Below are 18,248 nucleotides of genomic sequence, written 5' to 3'. Positions count from 1 at the left end.
GATAGATACATACATAAATAGACATGATTGACCAGAATACTTTCGCCAGATTCCTGCAGCCCAGGAGCGTGGCCATCGTCGGCGCTTCGCCCCAGGCCGGCACGCCCCGCAACGCCTTGGTGAAGAACCTCCTCAAGCACGGGTTCCAAGGGGCCGTCTACCCTGTAACGGCCAGCCACGCCGAGATCGAGGGATTGAAAGCCTACAAGACCGTTGGCGAATTGCCCGAAGTGCCTGACGTCGCACTGGTGATCACACCCGCGCATACCGTGGCCGGCGTGATCGCCGAGTGTGGCCAGAAGGGCATCCGCAACGCGGTGGTGTTCAGTGCCGGCTTCGAGGAGGTCGAAGGCGGCCAGGAGAATGCGCGTCAGCTGGCCGAGGCGGCCAGGACGCATGGCGTGGCTGTTATCGGGCCCAACTGCAATGGCCTCTGGTCGGTTCGGCAGAAGGTCATCATGACTTTCAGCGGTGCGGCGCTCAACATCGAGAAGATCAACCACGCCCCCGTGGCCGTGCTCAGTCAGAGTGGTGCGTTGGCGGGCGCCATCGGCAATTCGCTCAACAACGCCGGCATGGGCCTGTCCTACATCGTCAGCGTGGGCAACGAGACCTGCCTGGATGTGCTTGACGCCGCCGATGCGATCATCGAGCAGGACGATGTCCGGGTGGTGGCGCTTTACCTCGAAGGGTTGGACCATGCGAGCCGCATCCTCAAGATCGCGGAGCGCGCCCGCGATCGTGGGGTACAGATCGTCGCATTGAAGACCGGTCGATCGGCCGTTGGACAGGATGCAACCGCCTCCCATACCGGCAAGATCGCTTCGTCCCACGCCGTCTATGCCGCCGCCTTCGAGCAGGCCGGCATCATCGAAGTCGACGGCATTGCGGAGCTCATCGACGCCGTCGAAGTGCTGGCCTTCATGCGCGATCCGCGCGACAGCCGGGACCCCAAGGGTGGGGCTTCGGTCCTGAGCGCTTCGGGCGGCGCCGGCGCATTGCTGGCCGACCACAGCAGCGAGCGCGGCATTACCATGGCCGAGTTCGATCCCTCCACGGTCGAAAAACTCAACACGATATTGCCGTCGTTTGCTCGCAAGACGAACCCGATCGATCTGACGGGCCAGGTCAACAGTGTGCCGAGCATGCTGGAGGACGCCTGCGAGACCGTCGTGGCCGATTCCAGGACCGAAGCGGTTATCGTCCAGTTCGCATCCACCGTGCGCCGCCATCTCATCGCCAATGCGGAGGTGTTCAAGGCGCTGGCGCGCGAAGTGCCGGTGTTCCTGAGCATCATCGGCGAGACCATCGAGCCCGAGATGCGCAAGGACTTCCGCGACGCGGGTGTGCTCCTGTGCGCCGATCCCTCGGCCGCGATGAGTGCCTTGTCGCTGCTGTACCGGCGCCGCGATGCGATGCGCTTGCCCAAGTTGCAACCGCGCCAGCCCCTGGCGCAGCGGACCGTTCCGGGCGACTGGTCCGCCATGATGCAGTTCTGCGACGACAGTGGCGTCACGCCGGCCAAATGGGTGGTGCTGGGCCCCCATGATCGTGCCGGCCAGGCTTGCGCGCATCTGTCCTACCCGCTGGTGGTCAAGGCGCTGCCTTCTGAGGCGGAGCACAAGACCGAGATGGGCCTGGTCAAGCTGCGCGTGGCATCGCCCGAAGAGGTCGATGCCCTCGCCGAACAGTTTCGCCAGCGCATGGGTAAACCGCAGGCCGGCATCCTGGTGCAGGAGATGGTCGGCGACGGGGTCGAGGTGGTGCTCTCCTGCCTGCGCAACGCCGATTTCGGTCCGGTGATCTCCATCGGGACGGGTGGCGTCGCCATCGAGCTGTACCGTGACGTGGCCTACCTGGTCTTGCCCGTGTCCGAGGAACAGGTGCTCGCCGCGGTGCGCAAGCTCAAGCTGTGGACCCTGCTGCAGGGTTTCCGGGGCAAGCCGGCCGCGGATGTCGAGGCGCTCGCGAATGCCGCCGTGCGGTTTGGCGACATGTTCCTCGCCAGCCCGGCGGTTCAGGAGTTCGAGATCAATCCCGTGATTGTTAGAAAGCAGGGCCAGGGTCTTAGCGCGGTCGACGCGCTGGTTACCACCAGCAGCTGACGTCGCGGCGGGCGAAAGGGAGATGCTGATCAATGAACGCTGCAGCCGGAACTAACGGCATCACGTCGCGATACCAGCGCGAAATCCGTTGACTTCGCGCCATGGGGTCTCCCTACCGGGTGTTTTCGCCCCTCTCGAGGTCACTTTCCGCGTTTAAGACGCACCTCGGGTTACGACGCACAGGAGCGACCTCTTGGCGATCACCAGGTTGACCAGAGCGAACAGGCTGAACAGCTGCGCTTCGTTCTTGGCCAGGCCCTTGTAGCGTGTCTTCTTGTGGTGAAACAGGTTCTTGATCACATGGAACGGATGCTCGACCTTGGCCCGGATGCTCGCCTTGAGCTGCTCGGCCTTCTCAAGCAACTGCGCCCACTTGCGCTTCGGGTCCAGTTGTCGGCGCTTGCCGGGCCGCATCGCCACGTGCCACTGCGGGCCCTGGGCTTCTTCGCGTTTGCAGGCACCGCAGTACCCAGCATCGCCGAAGGCCACCGTCTCCTTGCCTTGAAGCAGTGCGCCGGCTTGGGTCACGTCATGGACGTTGGCCGCCGTGGCGACCATCGTGTGCACGAGGCCCGATTCGGCATCGACTCCTATGTGAGCTTTCATTCCGAAATACCACTGGTTGCCCTTCCTCGTCTGGTGCATTTCCCGGTCTCGCGTGTTGCCCGCGTTCTTGGTCGAGCTCGGCGCAGCAATGATGGTCGCGTCCACGATGGTGCCCGCGCGCATCAAAAGCCCTTGTTCGGCAAGATGGGTATTGATCTCCTCGAACAGCGCCTTGGTGAGGTCGTTGTCCAGCAGCAGGCGTCTGAATTTCAACACCGTGGTGGCATCCGGCACCGACTCGCGCGACAGATCGATGCCGACGAAGTCGCGCAGCGCCTGGTTGTCGTACAGCGCGTCTTCCAACGCTTCGTCGGTCAAGCCGTACCACTGCTGCAGACAGTACATGCGCAACATCCGGGCAACGCCGATCGGCTGGCGCCCGACTCGCCCGCTCGTGGGGTACAGAGGTTCGATCACGCCTATCAGGCGCGCCCATGGCACGACGCGTTCCATCTCGGCGAGAAACTTCTCGCGCCGCGTGCGCTTCTTCTTCATCGCGTACTCGGCGCTGGCAAAACTGCGTTGGCTCATTTTTCGTCGCTCGTCGTAGGAGGCTCGGCCTTCAACGCTTGGCCACCCGTCGCGATGACCTTGCCACGAATAAATCAGCGTCTCCCTAACGCTCTTGTTGTGTAGCGGCGACGCAGAGCCTTTCTATTTGCTAAAGCCCAGGAGTCTTGTGGCACCGCCTGACGTCGTCTGTCTCCGCATCCAACCAGGTGAAGCGAGACATCTCGATTCGACCCAGAGCCGCCGCAACAGGGCATCTAACTTGGCACGGACATTGCAAACGTTCTCGACAAATAGAAGACAGCAGATTCACAAAGGCGGCAGTGTCGAAGACTAGCCGGGGAAATTCGGCTGGCAGCACACGTTGGGCATTGCGGCCCCTGGAGAGCCAACTGAACCCAAGTTGGTGGATTCGAATACTTGTGTTTCGAGCAACTTAACCGACGGGAATTTCAATCAAGTGGATATCAACATCGCCCGGCTCGACCTTATATCTATCCGCCTTGTGATCGTGTGCGCGGAATTGGGCTCGCTCTCTGCCGCCGCGAAGCGCACCCACTGCTCGATTTCCGCAGCCAGCCAACGACTCAAGGCACTAGAGGCATCCATCGGAAGAGCACTCTTCGTGCGCGACTATCGCGGACTGCGACTTACCGACGCGGGCGATGTTCTTGTAGCGCACGGCAAGCTCGTATTCGGCCAGCTGGAGTTAATGAGGGACCAAGTTGGCTCGATTTCGTTTCGCGAAGGGTTTCATTCTGCTTAAGTCCCAGGAGAGCTGCACGTGGACCTTTCGGGCGGCCCTCCCTATTCTCTCAATCTGCTGACTTTCCAGCAAATTCCAACCTTAACTATAAACGGAGCTAAATGATGAAGAGACCTCTCCTGCTACTGTCCGCGATGATGTTCGCGGGCCTTGCGTCCGCCCAATCGTCGGTCACGCTGTTCGGATTGTTAGATATGACGCTTGCGCGATCCACAGGCTCGATCGCAGACAAGAGCCAACTGACTCAGGGTGCGTGGGGTGCAAGCCGGCTTGGCTTTAAAGGCGTCGAAGATCTGGGCGGTGGCCTGTCTGCCGGCTTCTGGCTCGAGTCGGCTGTGTTCCCGGACAACGGTACCGGGGGCGCCACGAACATCAATAACCAATCCAGCGGAACTTCGGTGGCGCCCAACGGAACGCAGGGGCTGACCTTCAACCGGCGCTCCACCGTGTCTTTGGTCGGCGGGCTTGGAGAAGTCCGGATTGGCCGCGATTTCGTACCGACGTTCTGGAACCTCAACCGTGGCGACGTATTTGGCTCGTCTGGCGCGGGACAGGCAGTCAATTTTAGTAACCAGATAGCCGGCACCGGCAATGCGAGCGTTCGAGCTTCCAACATGATCACGTATTGGGTTCCGCAGAACTCGACCGGGTTCGGCGGTTCCATCGCGCATTACTTCGGCGAGAACGCTAGCAATACGGCGAATTCGAACGATGGCACTGGAAGCGGGGCCCAGTTGTTCTACAACGCGGGGGGCGCGTTCACGGCAGGTGTTGCCTATGGTCGCACAAAGTACCTAACAGGCGATGCCGTCGCGCGCAACATTTCTGCCACCTACGACTTCAAGGTTGCCAAGCTCGTGGGGGAGTACAGCAAGGACTCTCTGGGGGCCGCGAATGCCACGGGTGGTGCAATTGGTCTGACGGTGCCGGTTGGCGCAAATGTGCCGCGAGTCGCCTATTCATGGGTCGGGAACGACGCCGCAGGGAATCCAAAAATAAAGAGGTTTGCGATCGGCGACACCTATTATCTCTCCAAGCGCACTTGGATGTACGTGACGTACTCACATCAGTCCAACAGCGGCGGATCGAGCGCCGCGCTCGACGGGGCGATCACGGGGCCGAACGCGTCCTCGAATGCTTTGGAGCTGGGCTACGTCCATTCCTTCTAATCGAGCGTTTCAGCCCTAACCGGGGGCGTTTGCGAGTTTCTCCAGACCGGTTTTTCCAGCCTCATCGCTCCCCGGCGATGAGGCTTTTTTCCGTGGTGCGCCCGGCAGGGCGCACCCACTTGGAGGTGAAAGTCCTCTACTCGCCCGGCAAGGGGAAGCGTTAGCCCAAGACATCGGTTTCGCGGGCGACTGCGAGTCTGAAGGAAGCTGTAGGGCAAAGCGCTGGCCTGACGAACAGGAAGCGGATACGAGGCGCCGTATCGGGGTGAGATGTCCAGCCGAGCGCAATGCGCGTGCCATAACTGTTCGCCCGTGCTCCTGAAACTCAGGATTTCAGGTCGGAATGACGTTGAGGGTCGGTCCGCGACGCTACGGCGCTTCGCACCCTCCGCGAGCGGACCGGGGTCATGGGATCAACCACTGTCGTCCGGACGTACGCGGCTGTCTTTCCCGCGTACAGACACGCTTCGGCCTAGCGCTCGTTGAGCGGTTGCGTGGACGTCGGCGCCAGTGGCGTTGTTCGACCCTCCCGCTCTGAACGCGACCGGCGTCTGGCACATGTTTTGCGTTACCGATTTCACAAGCTGCGCACTTCCTATCTGTGGCGCAACCATCCGGCCGGGCGTGGCACTGGCTTTCACCCTTGCGAGACAACCATGAAACCGACTAACGAAATTTCCTCCCGCGTTTATAAGGCCATCCCCCAGCTTGACCGCCTCCGGACCGACGTTCTGCTGGGCGACGTTTGGAAGCAGCCGGAGATGAACATGCGTGACCGTAGCCTGGTCACCTGTTCCGTGCTCGCCGCTCTGGGCAAGAACGAAGAATTGACGGTGCACATGCGACGCGCCGTCCAGAACGGCGTCACGGTGGACGAACTACGCGGCCTGGTCATGCAGGTGACTTTCTACGCCGGTTGGCCCGCCGGCCTGAGTGCGGGCAAGGCCGCCCTGGAACTTTTCGAAGGTGAAAAATGACACAGGATACGAATGCGAGCGCGGTTTCGCTGCCCGGGCGCGGGTTGCTGGATGGGCGAGTGGCTTTGGTCACCGGCGGCGCCCGGGGCCTCGGCCTCGCCATCGCGCAGGCGCTGGCACGTGAAGGTTCCAGGGTGGTGATCAGCGACCTCGATGCTGACGCCCTCGAACAGGCGGTCAGCGGATTCAGAAGCGCGGGGCAGGAGGTGACCGCGGTCACCGGCAATGTGGCAGTCGTCGCCGATTGCGAATGCATGGTGCGGGCGGCCGTGGACACCTATGGCCGTCTCGACGTGCTGGTAAACAACGCGGGCGGCAGCGCCCATACCCCACCGAAGCTTGAGGACGTCACCGAGGAGGATTACGACAAGGTGATGAACTGGAACGTCCGCGGCACTTTCTTCTGCACGAAGGTCGCACTGCCGGCACTCAAGGCGCAAGGGGGTTCCATCATCAACCTGACCTCGATGTCGGGACGCACCGGTGCCGAGATTTTCAGCCCGCAGTACAGCGCGGCCAAGGCGGCCATCATCGGGCTGACACGCAACATGGCCATGCACCTTGGCCCCAACGGGATCCGGGTAAATGCAATCGCGCCGGGGTTCGTGCGAGCCGGCGAGCGCGCCGAGGCGATCTGGGCCACGCGCGACAACACGACGATTCTGAACCAGATCGCCCTGCGCCGGCGCGGCGTCGAGACCGAACTAGCCGATGTGGCCCTGTTCCTTGCTTCCGAACAGTCCCGGTACATGACCGGCTGCATCCTGGACGTGAATGGCGGCTATCTGACCTTCTGACCGGCGTTCCGAGCAACGTGACGCCCATGCTCGGAAGAAGCAAGCGGGTCAACTGATCACCGCGGCGCGCGCACCAGACTGGAATATCGCGCGATGCGCCAGTCGGACGCAGGTTGCATCAGTGTGATGCAATGCCCGCGGTCTTGCCGCCATCAATCGGAAGCACCACGCCGGTGATGAAGCTGGCGTCGTCGGAAAGCAGGAAGGCAATCGCTGCCGCAACTTCTTCGGGCCGGCCCTCGCGACCAATGGGATGAGCCGCGCGGATACGGGCGGCATTCTCCGGATCCTGGAACATGACCTCGGTGAAGGGAGTGCGGATCATGCCTGGCGTCACGGTATTGACGCGGATGCCGAACGACCCGAGTTCCAGTGCCATGGTTTGGCTGAGGCCCACGACTGCGTGTTTCGACGCGGCATAGGAGAGGCGGTTGGGAACGCCCCTGATTCCGGCCGACGAGCTTACATTCACGATCGCCGCAGGTACCTTCGCTTCCTTCACGACACGGGCGAAAGCCTGACACACGTTGAAGGTGCCGTCGAGATTGACCGAAAGAACTTTGCGCCACGCCTCGGGATCGACATCCAGGATGGTGCCGACTCCCCGGATGCCGGCGCTGTTGACCAACCCATGGAGCTTTCCGAACCGTTGAACCGCTCCGGACACGACCGCGGCCACCTGGTCGCGGTCCGTGATATCAACGCGAGCGGCATAGACCCGGTCACTGCCCGCGAATTCGGCAACGACCCTGTCGACATCGTCCTTTCGCACATCCGCAGCGACCACCGACGCGCCCTCGTCGAACAACCGGCGAACGCACGCTGCGCCGATGCCACTGCCAGCACCCACTACCAACACTGTCCTGCTTTCAAAGCGTTTCATTTCGAAGAACTCCTACGTTTAATTCCTTGCCAAGGCCGCTCGACGGGACACTGGACTAGATGGAAATGTGCCGGGCGAAGCGCTCAGACCAGGCGGTAGACCCGGCGCGCCGTGCCACTGAAGATCATCTTCCTCTCGTCGGCGGAACAGCCGGCCGTGAGCCGCTTGAACGTGTTCCAGATCGTTCCGTAGGGCACACCTGCTTTTTCGACCGGGAAATTGGAAGAGGCCATGCATCGGTGGGCGCCGAACAACTCGATGCAAGGCTCGATATAAGGGCGCCAGAGTTGCGCCAGCCGTTCCGAAGTCGGTGGCGCATCCGCGATGCTGAAATCGAAATTGCCCAGGCACATCAGGAGCCCGCCCATCTTGATGGACACGTTCGGGCACTTGGCGAGCTCCTTCATGCCGGCGAGCCAGGTGGCGTGGACCTCGGCTTCCTTGCCCGTATACGAGGAGTGCCCCACCGGACTTCCGGTATGAATCACCACGATGCTCGCATCGGGATGCGCGCGCGCCAGCGCGGCGACGTCCGGCAACTGCGGGTGGAAAATGCTGGCGTCGAAGGCGAGCCCCATGGACGCGAGCAGGTCCAGCCCCTTGCCGAACTCCGGGTCAAGGAACACGCCGGCGCGATCCGCACTGACCGGCCCGCGGACCACCGGGTCCGGATCCCATTTCCCTCGCTGTCGCACGCCGCGGAACCGCCCGTTGGCCGCTTCAATGTGGGCCTCGAGGGTTTCGCGCGTTCGCTCCCCCTGCGTCAGGTCCGCGAAACCTACGATCCCGGCCGCGACGCGGCACGAGGTGTATTTCCCGCTAGCGGCCATCGCTGCCATGCCTACGGCGAACTCGGTTTCACCAACGTATTTCAGGTGCTCCGGCCCGCTCGCGCGGTACATCGAGTGGCACTCGATATAGACCGTCGCCTCGACGTTGTGGCCCGACGTTGCGACATCGCGCGCGAATTCCTCAACGAAGTACTTGTAGCCGGACTTGTGATCCCACAGGTGCATGTGCGGATCGACAATCGGCAGCTCGGCCTCGATGGCTGCTTCCGGGACGGCTCGGGCAAGCCAGTCGGGGTTGGGCGCCCGTGTGGCCGTAAAAATGGATCCGCTGGTTGATGGCAGCGGCACAGCCTTGAAAGGACTGGCGGAATCGGAACGGGGCGAACGAGTCATCGAATGGGTCCTGAGTTTTCAAAGTCGATCGATGGGACCACGTTGCAAGAGCTGTGCCGGTGCCCCGCACAGGCAACAGGCGCAACGGTGTGTCTAGGCGGAAGACACGTGTCTACGCCGGCGACGCTGATGCAGTGCGGACAGGCACCCAAGCACGCATGGCCCGGCTTGAGATGATGCGCCTGGTTGCCGGCATTTTAATTGCGAAGCCCTCTCACCCACCGGACACACAAGGATGACCGCAATGGGCTCGCGTTGCTGATGTTTCCTGGTCAGACATCCGGCGCCGGTTTACCAAGGGCATCCGGCAGGCGATACGCGCGGATGGCGCTCCCCGCAAAGAGTTCGAACTTTTCGTCTTCGGAATAGCCGCTGACGACGCGCTTGAACGCGTTCCACAGCACGCGTGCCGAACAACCAGACTTGTCGGGAGGGAAGTTGCTCTCGAACATGCAGCGACTCGGACCGAATGCTTCGATGCATGTCTCGATTGATAGCTTCCAGGCGGACGCCAGCTCCTGCGAGGTGGGGGGAAGGTCGCGGTCGATGAAGTCAAAGCCGCTCAGCCGCATGTTGAGACCGCCGAGCTTGCAGAAGACGTTGGGACGCTTGGCCAGCTGCTGCATGGAAGCCTTCCACCCCCGGAAGACTTCTTCCTTGCGCTCTGCATAAGGCCCTTTCGCGGCGCGCCCGCCGACGTGGTCGATGATCACGCGCGTGTTCGGGTATTTGTCCACCAGGTCGATCAGCTGCGGCAGCTGGGGGTGGTAGCACCAGGCATCGAACGACAGGCCCAGTTCGCTCAGTCGCGCAAACCCTTCCCGGAAGTTGGGGTCCAACAAGAGATCCTTCGGCGGTGACCTGCGCAGCACGTTCACCTCCGGACTCGCATCCCATGCCGCCATGTGCCGGATGCCGCGGAAGCGATCGGGCGCGCGCGACATGCAGGCTTCCAGCACCGGCTGCGCCAAGGCGCCCAGGGTCAGGTCGACCCTGCCCACGATGCCGGCGCATGCGCGCACCGGGCCGTAGTAGCCGCTGGCAAAGGTCGCCGCCACGCCGTTGGCGTACTCGACCTCGCCGACGCTGGCGAACCGGGGATCGCCGTCGGCCCGGTACATGAACGAGCATTCGACATAGACCGTGCCGCGGATGTTGTGGCCGCACTGCAGATCGTTCACCAGGTCGGGGACGAGGTATGTGTGGTGCCCGTCCCAGATATGGTGGTGCGCATCCACGATCGGGCGATCGGGATCGATGACGTCTTCTGTTCGCAGCGCGAGCCACTCATCGTCGACAAAATGAAGGGGGGCCATCCCCCTCCTAGGCTTGTCCGTGTTCATGCCTTCTCCTTTCATGTCTTGTCCATGCGAGCGCGCAGCTGCGGGCGCTCAATGGCCGCCCAGGTATGCGGCCCGGACCAGGGGATTGTTGAGCAGCTCCTTGCCGGTGCCCTCGAGCTGCATGCTGCCGGTCTCCAGCACGTACGCGCGGTCCGACACTGCCAAGGCCTGGTTGGCCATCTGCTCGACGAGCACGATGGTCACACCCGACTCACGCAGCCGGCGGATAGACCGGAAGATATCGGCTGTGATCTGCGGTGCCAGGCCGAGTGACGGCTCGTCGAGCAGTAGCAACTTGGGATCGCTCATCAGCGCGCGCGAGATGGCCAGCATCTGCTGTTCGCCGCCCGAGAGGGTGCCGGCCGGCTGGTCCCGACGTTCCTTCAGGCGCGGAAAGCGCGCAAATTCGCGCTCGATCCGATACTCGACCTGCTGCTTGTCCTTGCGGATCAGGTAGGCACCCAGCATCAGGTTGTTGCGCACGGTCTGGTCCGCGAACACCCCACGCCCCTCGGGCGCCAAGGCGACGCCCAAGCCGACCCTCGCGTGCACGGGCATCCGGCTGCAGTCCGCGCCCTCGAACAGGACCCGGCCGCCGGCCAGGGGCTCCAGGCCAGCGATGCCCCTGAGTAGGGTACTTTTGCCGGCGCCATTGGCGCCGATGATGGTCACCACTTCCCCGGCATTGACGCGTAGGGACACGCCCTTGACGGCCCGGATGGCCCCGTAGGCTACATCGATACCTTGCAGCTCAAGCATGGCTGGCCTCCTCGACGAAGGATTTGGCGTGCTGCTGACTGACGTCGGCATCGGCGTCAACACCGAGATAGGCGGCGATAACCTTGGGGTTGGCCTGAACCTCGGCTGGCGTGCCCTCGGCAATCTTCACGCCGTAGTCCAGCACGATCACGTGGTCGGAAATGCGCATGACCAGGTCCATGTGGTGCTCCACCATCAGGATGGTCAAGCCCAGTCGGCTGATTCGTACCAGCAGGTCGCCCAGTTCGGCGGTTTCCTGCGGGTTCAGGCCGGCTGCCGGCTCATCCAGCAGCAGCAAGTCAGGGTCGGTGGCCAGCGCGCGCGCCAGTTCGACGCGGCGTTGCAGACCGTAGGGCAGGCTGCCTGCAGGCGCGTCGGCCAGGTGCGCAAAGCCCAGCATCTGCAGCAGGCGTAGCGAACGCGACCGGGCCGCCTCCTCCTGCCGCCGCGTGGATGGCAAGGCGAGCAGCGAGCTAAAGAACCCGTTGTGCATGCGCGAATGCCGCCCCAGCATGACGTTGTCCAGCACGGATAGGCTGCTGAACAGGCGCAGGTTCTGGAACGTACGCCCGATTCCCATGGTGCAGATCGAATGGACCGACTCGCCGACCAGGCTCGCGCCACCGAAGGCTATGCCACCCGAATCCGGGCGCACGATCCCCGTCAGCAGGTTGATCATGGTGCTCTTGCCGGCCCCGTTGGGGCCGATCAGCGCGTGCACATGGCCGCGCCGCAGCTCGAACGACACGTTCTGCGCCGGGCGCACGCCGCCGTAGGCCTTGCAGACGTCGTCGACGACCAGCAGCGGGCCGCCCTCGCGGCTGCGCGCGAAGGTGATCTCCGGCTGGTCCGGAGCAGCAGTGGGTGTGGCCGGCCCTTTGCGCTTGCGCCGCGACCACCAGACGTCGAGTGCGCCCGTCACGCCGCCGGGCATTACGTACAGGGCGAACAACAGCACCGCGCCATACACGAAATGCTGTACGGCTGGCCACTCGGACAGCGCCGCATCGGTGACGGTCAGCAGCACGGCGCCCGCAACCGGCCCGTAGACCGACCCCACGCCGCCGAGCAGCACCAGCAGCAGGATGAAAATGGACAGGTTCAGGGTGATGAAATCGGAGTTGATGTACTGAGCCTGCAGCGCCACCATGCCGCCGGCGAGGCCGCAGGCCATGGCCGCTATCGTAAAGGCGATGACCTTGGAGCGGTAGACGCGCACCCCGACAGAAGCGGCCGCGATCTCGTCAGCTTGCAGGGACAGCAGCGCCCGGCCGACACGACCTCTGACCAAGTTGCGCAGCAGCAAATAAGTGACGATCGACAGACCGATGCCGAGCCAGACCCACTGCTTGGTATTCAACGGCGCACCGTTCCACAGTAGGGGACGGACGCCGTAAACGCCTTGCGCGCCTCCGAACACGTCGGTCCATTCGGTGACGAGCTTCTCGACCACGATGCCGAATGCGAGCGTGACCATCGCCAGGTAGGGACCCTTTACGCGCAACGCGGGCAGCGCGATGAGCACGCCAAAAAGACCGGAGATGATTACGGCCAGCGCCAAGGCGATCCAGGCGCTCATCCCAGTGTGAGCGGTCAGCAGGGAGGCCGCATAGGCCCCGGCCCCGAACAGGCCGGCCTGCCCAAGAGACTTCTGGCCAGCGTAACCCACGAGGACGCCCATGCCGGCGGCACATAAGTAGTACACGCACATCATGAAGCCGATGCGCAGGTAGTAATCGTTGGACAGCATGCCCACTGCAGCGCAGAGCGCGGCGGTGACACCTGCAACGATGGCGAGGTGACGCAGCCCGTTCATACCTTGTCCGTCACCTTGGTGCCAAACAGGCCGTTTGGCCTGAAGGCCAGTACCACGATCACCAGCACGAAGATCGCGACCTCGCGCCACTGCGCCGACCACAGGTTGATGAAGGACTCCAGCACGCCGAGCAGGAACCCTCCAAACACGCAGCCGCGCGCGTTGTCCAGGCCACCCAAGATGGCGGCGGAAAAGCCCTTGAGGCCGACGGCGATGCTCATGAACAGTGAGACTTGAATGATGGGCGCCAGTAGGAAGCCGGACAGGCCGGCCAGCGCGGAGCTGATCACGAAGGCCCCTACCATCAGGGCGTAGACGTTGATGCCCATCAGACCGGCCACCTCCGGCTTGAAAGCCACCGCGCGCATGGCCTTGCCGATCATGGTCTTGCGCATGACATGGTCGAATGCCAGCATGACGACGGTTGCAACCGCCAGGGTCAGCAGCTCCTGTGGTAGCAGCCCGACCCCGAGGAATCGGATGACGTCGCCGCCCAGCAGTCCAGGCACCACGACGGACTTGGGCCCCCAGATTGCCATGCCGACGCTCTGCAGGATCACGCCGAAGCCGAGGGTGCTCATGATCCAGGCCATGCCGGGCCGGCGGGCGAACGGCCGCACACCCAGTACGAACAGTAGCCAGCCCATGAGACCCATGCCGACCACCGCCACCAGCAGCGCCAGCATCTGCGCCGAGACCGCGGGCTGGGCACCGCTGAAAGTCGTCGAAGCCATCGGGATTCCCAGTGACAGGAACATCACGGTCACGCCTATGAAGGCGCCCGCCGATACGAAGTCGCCGTGGGCGAAATTGACCGTCTTGGTCGTGGTGAACGTCACGCTGAAGCCTAGCGCGATCAGCGCATAAGCGCTGCCGACCACCAGCCCGCTGAGCAGCGCCTGCAAGAGAGAACCGTCCATCGAATGCCTGGAAAAATAAGTGCGGGCCGGCACAGGCGCTGGCCCTTGTCGAGACCTCTTGAGAAAGTTCAACGATTCATGTCAGTGGCAGTCAGCGACTTGATCACCGGGTCGCTGTACTCGGACAGCTTGCCGTCGACCCAGCGCACCCACTTGGCGTCGGCGGGCGTCAAAGCTTCTCGCTGGGTCTTCGAGAACGGCTTGTTGTAGGTCTTCATCACGCCCTGCACCGGCGTCGCCAGGTTCTCGAGCGCTTCGCGCATCTTTGGCCCGTCGGTGGACTTTGCCTGCTGCATGGCCGCAGCCAACAGCAGGGTCGAGTCGTAGCCCTGGATGCTGAAAATGAACGCGCTTGGCGCCGCCAGCTTGGCGCCAAGTCGCTCGAAAAGCTTCTTCTGCACCGGTGTGTCGGGATTGACGATGGGGCGCATGAAGATGGCCCGCGAGGCTAGCGTCTTGCCAGCCGCATCGAAGAACGTGATGTTGTCGGCGGCCGCTGACGCCAGGAAGGTCGGGAAGTAGTTGAGCTTTTCCATGCTGCGCAGCACGAGGCCCATGGGCGTGCCCTGTGCCCACACCAGTACCGTGTCGACACCTAAGGCCTTCATCTTGTTCAACTGCGAGGTCATGTCGGTGTCGGACACGGCGAACTTCTCGATCGCGAGCGGCTTGATGTCATTGAGTTTGGCAAGATCCTGCAGATCGCGCAGGCCGCCCTCGCCGTAGCCGGTGGTTTCAGTCAGCAGGCCGATCTTGGTTGTGCGACTCTTTTTGGCGTACGCCACCAGACCCGCGGCTTGCGCATGGTCGTACATGGAGACACGAAAGAAGTAGTTGTCAGCGTCCGGCGAGAGCGGTTTGGTGATGTCGGACGCCTGGGCATTCGACTGCATCGAGATAATTTTCTTCTCGTTCGGGATGCGACGCCACGCCATGGCATTGCCCGAGTTCGTCGGGCCCAGCACGGCGACCACCTTCTCGTTGTCGATCAGTTCCGTCATGTTCTGGATCGACTTCGCCGGCTGAGCTAGGTCATCACGCACGACCAGCGTCAGCTTGCGTCCCAGCACGCCGCCCGAGGCGTTGATGTCCTCGATCGCGGCCTGGATACCCAGCACGGCGGCCTTGCCGCTTTGGGCCGTGGGCGAGGCCGAAAGGTCGCCGTTGTAGCCCAGCTTGATGTTCTGGGCCTGGACTTGCGCAACAACGAGCAGCGAGACCACAAGCGCACCTCGTTTGAAGAACGATGCGAGCCTTGACTTGACGAGTAGCGAAGCGTTCATGAAGTCTCCGTGCGCCGGTCAAAACCGGCAAAGTGTTGTGAATGAAAGAGTCATACGTTGAAGGCTTAGCCAGCTACGGCGGCCCCGAGTCATGCGTCAACAACCGCGAGGGTGTGGGCGAAGCGTTGACAGGGGTACGCGCAGGCCGGGTATTGAGCCGCGAAATACATGCCTCGCGCCGAGAGGCGCGGGAGGTCCGGGGTGCCGAGGCAGTGGAGACATGCCGAAGGCCACACCGGTGCTGCCGCATTGGCGAGGCAGCGCCGGACCCCGCGCGGTCACAGACCCCGCGCATGCGCGGAAACACTTTGCATGGGAACCGGGAGATCCCGAGGTCTTCTGCGCTGCGTCGGGAGACGACAGCGGCAGAGCGCATCGAAAAGTCCAAGGACGTACAGCGATGAGCCACGACCCCGGGAAGTCGGACTGCTGCGTAGTACCAACGAGACTGCCGAACAAGGCTGCGCCTGCAACTGGCGCGGCGGCGGAGGTGGTGGAGGGAAGGCGGCAGGCCAAGGGAAATTCTCTTCAAGCCAACACGTCGCGGACACCGAGCCGCAGCTATGACGTGCACAGCGCGCTGGAGGGGATACGACAAGTGGCGAAAGGGGATCGGCAAAGTCGCTTCGCCACGCTGATGCACCATGTCTACGCGCTCGAACGCCTCGAAGCGGCTTACTTCGCGCTCAAGCGCGATGCGGCCGCCGGGGTGGACGGGCAGACGTGGCAGCACTACGGGCAGGACTTGCAGGCGAACCTGCAGGACCTGTCGGGACGGCTGGCGCGCGGCGGCTACCGGGCCAAGCCTGTGAGGCGTGTACACATACCCAAAACCGACGGAACGACACGCCCGCTGGGCGTGCCCGCGCTGGAGGACAAAATCGTCCAGCGCGCCGCGGTCGAAGTGCTGGGCGCGATCTTTGAGCAGGACTTTCTTGGCTTCTCGTACGGCTTTCGGCCCGGCAAGAGCGCGCACAACGCGCTCGATGCGCTGGCCGTGGGGCTGACGGTGCGAAAGGTGAACTGGGTGCTCGATGCGGACATCAGCCGTTTCTTCGACACGATCGAACACGGCTGGCTGATCAAATTCATCGAGCACCGCGTGGCCGACCAGCGCATCGTGCGGCTGATCCAGAAATGGTTGAACGCCGGTGTGCTGGAAGACGGCAGGCGAGTGCAAAGTGAGGTGGGCACGGTACAGGGCGGGAGCATCTCCCCGCTGTTGGCCAACATCTACCTGCACTACGTGTTCGACCTGTGGGTGAGACAGTGGAGAGGGCGCCACGCGCGCGGCGAGGTCATTGTGGTGAGGTACGCCGATGACTGGGTTGCGGGATTCCAATTCCGCGACGACGCCGAACGCTTGCAGAGGGCGGTGGCCGAGAGGCTGGCCGGCTTTGGGCTGGCGCTGCATCCGGACAAAACGCGGCTGATCGAGTTCGGGCGCTTCGCCCGAGACAACCGACAGCGACGCGGGCAAGCCAAACCGCAGACCTTCGACTTCCTCGGGTTCACGCACTGCTGTGCCACGACCCGCTCGGGCAAGTTCATGGTGCTGCGACTGACCCATGCCAAACGCCTGCGAACCAAACTGCAGGCGGTCAAGCTTGAGCTGAGACGGCGCATGCACCGACCCATAGCCGAGCAGGGGAAATACCTGCAGGCTGTGGTGGCCGGACATGGCCGCTACTACGGCGTGCCGAACAACGGCGCGCGACTCAGTGTGTTCCGCTTCCAGGTGGGGCGGCTGTGGCATCGCACTTTGTGCCGGCGCAGCCAGACGCATCACCTGCCCTGGCGTCGAATGCTTCGCTTGATAGCGCATTGGCTGCCCCCGGCTCGAATCTGTCACCCGTACCCCAATCAACGCTTGATCGTCATTACCCAAGGCAGGAGCCGTATGCGGTAATTCCGCACGTACGGATCTGTGGAGGGGGTGCTGGGTGACTGGCATTTCTACTCCGACTGTTGTTGTCGGTACAAAACGTGATTTCGGTCGTGCAAGTTGCGTGCCAGTCGGGCACGTCGAACGGCTAGGATTGAGCCGAGTGGGATGTCATTTACAAAGCTCTAACCGGTTCATTTCTGCTGTTTTGCGGCTGGTGAATGCGTCCATCGAGGTGACTGCGGCATGCGCTGTCACCTCGATGGACACCTTGTATTCCCGAAGGACACTCGGGCTGGCGCTGCGGTCGGATCAGGTGGCGGCGATACCAAGAATCGCAGGCACGACGCTCTGGAGCTCTTCCTGGGTCCAGCGGCCGTGCTTGCGCACCATGCGGCTGCCGCGGACATCGAGCTGGTCGCCGTAGAACACCATGTCGCCTCCGGCGGCATACATCAGTTCACCACTGATGTCGGCTGCTTCCGGGCTGCAGAGATACACCGCCGCGGGCGCGACATCGTCGGGGTTCATGGATTCGGTCGCTGGCACGCCGCCAACCATCCGGGGTGTGGTTTCCGGGAACAGCTGGGTCGTGGCGCTGGGCATCAGGCAATTGACGTTGATGCCGGTGTCCCAGAGCTCCACCGCCAGGGTGGTCGTCAGGCCCAGGATGGCGGCCTTGGCCGCGCTGTACGCCGTGCTTGGCGGCTTGCGTGATGAGCGCGGCACGCGCTTGCTGTCTGGAACCTGGAAGAAGGCCCCGCGTGACGCGACGGTCAGGATGCGGCCGCTGTTCTGTTTGAGCATCTGGGGCAGGGCCGCCTTGCAGCACAGGAAATGGCCCCGCAGGTGCGAAGCGATGACCGAGTCCCACTGTTCGACGGTCAGCTCGTGCAACAGGCCCCGTACGTTGTTGCCAGCGCACATGATCAGGATGTCCAGGCGCCCGAAACGGCCCACCGTGGCCTCGACCATGCGGCGAGTCCCTTCTTCAGAGGAGACATCCTCCTCCAAGGCGAGCCCGGCGCCGCCAGCCTGCTCGATCTCCTTGACTACCGTTTCGGCGGCGCTGACGCCACCGGCATCGCGGAAGAGATCGTCGATCACGACCGAAACGCCCTTTGCGGCCAGCGTGAGGGCGATGCTCCGGCCCACGCCCCGGCCGCCACCTGTGATCAATGCTACCTGTCCTTCAAACGAATTCATGCAACTGTCTCCATGTTTCCACGTGGCCGTACCATCGAC

15 protein-coding genes are annotated in these 18,248 nt (G+C 63.1%); 6 read left to right on the top strand and 9 right to left on the bottom strand.

Annotated features, from left to right (window positions below):
- Positions 1 to 23: 23 nt before the first annotated feature.
- A complete protein-coding gene (locus tag EUB48_RS16360) occupies positions 24 to 2,105 on the top strand; it encodes an acetate--CoA ligase family protein (RefSeq protein ID WP_142820119.1) in 2,082 nt (693 codons plus the stop codon).
- Between the two features lie 153 nt (positions 2,106 to 2,258).
- On the opposite strand, the gene EUB48_RS16355 is transcribed toward EUB48_RS16360, so the two are convergent.
- The gene (locus EUB48_RS16355) at positions 2,259 to 3,242 is read right to left on the bottom strand and encodes an IS5 family transposase (RefSeq protein WP_142820118.1); all 984 of its coding nucleotides are present in this window, start codon (positions 3,240 to 3,242) and stop codon (positions 2,259 to 2,261) included.
- A gap of 439 nt (positions 3,243 to 3,681) precedes the next feature.
- Here EUB48_RS16355 and EUB48_RS16350 point away from each other — a divergent pair, with 439 nt between their 5' ends.
- The 4 genes from EUB48_RS16350 (at position 3,682) to EUB48_RS16335 (ending at position 6,930) form a co-directional block, all read left to right on the top strand.
- Positions 3,682 to 3,987, top strand: coding sequence for a helix-turn-helix domain-containing protein (locus EUB48_RS16350; protein ID WP_168226776.1), 306 nt, complete (start codon positions 3,682 to 3,684; stop codon positions 3,985 to 3,987).
- Between the two features lie 104 nt (positions 3,988 to 4,091).
- Positions 4,092 to 5,156 (top strand): porin, encoded by a 1,065-nt coding sequence (locus EUB48_RS16345; protein ID WP_244618241.1) that lies wholly within the window; start codon positions 4,092 to 4,094, stop codon positions 5,154 to 5,156.
- A 656-nt stretch (positions 5,157 to 5,812) separates the two neighbouring features.
- A complete protein-coding gene (locus tag EUB48_RS16340; RefSeq protein WP_142820115.1) occupies positions 5,813 to 6,133 on the top strand; it encodes a carboxymuconolactone decarboxylase family protein in 321 nt (106 codons plus the stop codon).
- A 59-nt stretch (positions 6,134 to 6,192) separates the two neighbouring features.
- Positions 6,193 to 6,930: an SDR family NAD(P)-dependent oxidoreductase gene (locus EUB48_RS16335; protein WP_168226775.1), complete on the top strand. Its 738-nt coding sequence runs from the start codon at positions 6,193 to 6,195 to the stop codon at positions 6,928 to 6,930.
- A 118-nt stretch (positions 6,931 to 7,048) separates the two neighbouring features.
- On the opposite strand, the gene EUB48_RS16330 is transcribed toward EUB48_RS16335, so the two are convergent.
- From EUB48_RS16330 to EUB48_RS16300, 7 genes are all read right to left on the bottom strand, one after another.
- Positions 7,049 to 7,813, bottom strand: coding sequence for an SDR family NAD(P)-dependent oxidoreductase (locus EUB48_RS16330; RefSeq protein ID WP_142820113.1), 765 nt, complete (start codon positions 7,811 to 7,813; stop codon positions 7,049 to 7,051).
- An 83-nt stretch (positions 7,814 to 7,896) separates the two neighbouring features.
- Entirely contained in the window at positions 7,897 to 8,997 is a 1,101-nt protein-coding gene (locus EUB48_RS16325; RefSeq protein WP_142820112.1) for an amidohydrolase family protein, read from the bottom strand.
- Positions 8,998 to 9,269: 272 nt separating this feature from the next.
- Positions 9,270 to 10,313 carry an amidohydrolase family protein gene (locus EUB48_RS16320; protein ID WP_210411645.1) on the bottom strand — a complete coding sequence of 348 codons (1,044 nt, stop codon included), beginning with the start codon at positions 10,311 to 10,313 and terminating at the stop codon, positions 9,270 to 9,272.
- A gap of 75 nt (positions 10,314 to 10,388) precedes the next feature.
- Complete coding sequence (locus tag EUB48_RS16315) at positions 10,389 to 11,099, bottom strand: ABC transporter ATP-binding protein (protein ID WP_142820110.1); 711 nt, start codon at positions 11,097 to 11,099, stop codon at positions 10,389 to 10,391.
- Positions 11,092 to 12,915 carry a branched-chain amino acid ABC transporter ATP-binding protein/permease gene (locus EUB48_RS16310; RefSeq protein ID WP_142820109.1) on the bottom strand — a complete coding sequence of 608 codons (1,824 nt, stop codon included), beginning with the start codon at positions 12,913 to 12,915 and terminating at the stop codon, positions 11,092 to 11,094. The genes EUB48_RS16315 and EUB48_RS16310 overlap by 8 nt, the downstream gene beginning before the upstream one ends.
- On the bottom strand, positions 12,912 to 13,835 hold the full coding sequence (locus tag EUB48_RS16305; protein ID WP_142820108.1) for a branched-chain amino acid ABC transporter permease: 924 nt from the start codon (positions 13,833 to 13,835) through the stop codon (positions 12,912 to 12,914). The genes EUB48_RS16310 and EUB48_RS16305 overlap by 4 nt, the downstream gene beginning before the upstream one ends.
- Positions 13,836 to 13,903: 68 nt before the next feature.
- Positions 13,904 to 15,118: an ABC transporter substrate-binding protein gene (locus EUB48_RS16300; RefSeq protein ID WP_142820107.1), complete on the bottom strand. Its 1,215-nt coding sequence runs from the start codon at positions 15,116 to 15,118 to the stop codon at positions 13,904 to 13,906.
- A gap of 400 nt (positions 15,119 to 15,518) precedes the next feature.
- Between EUB48_RS16300 and ltrA the strand changes: the two genes are divergently transcribed.
- A complete protein-coding gene (ltrA, locus tag EUB48_RS16295) occupies positions 15,519 to 17,027 on the top strand; it encodes a group II intron reverse transcriptase/maturase (RefSeq protein WP_142820106.1) in 1,509 nt (502 codons plus the stop codon).
- 288 nt (positions 17,028 to 17,315) lie between these two features.
- Here the strand turns inward: ltrA and EUB48_RS16290 are convergent, their stop codons facing one another.
- Positions 17,316 to 18,209, bottom strand: a complete 894-nt coding sequence (locus EUB48_RS16290) for an SDR family NAD(P)-dependent oxidoreductase (protein ID WP_168226774.1) — start codon at positions 18,207 to 18,209, stop codon at positions 17,316 to 17,318.
- Between the last annotated feature and the right edge of the window lie 39 nt (positions 18,210 to 18,248).

Origin of the sequence: Rhodoferax sediminis (assembly GCF_006970865.1) — a bacterium.
GTDB lineage: Bacteria > Pseudomonadota > Gammaproteobacteria > Burkholderiales > Burkholderiaceae_C > Rhodoferax_A > Rhodoferax_A sediminis.
This window is presented reverse-complemented; position numbering and strand designations above follow the sequence as displayed.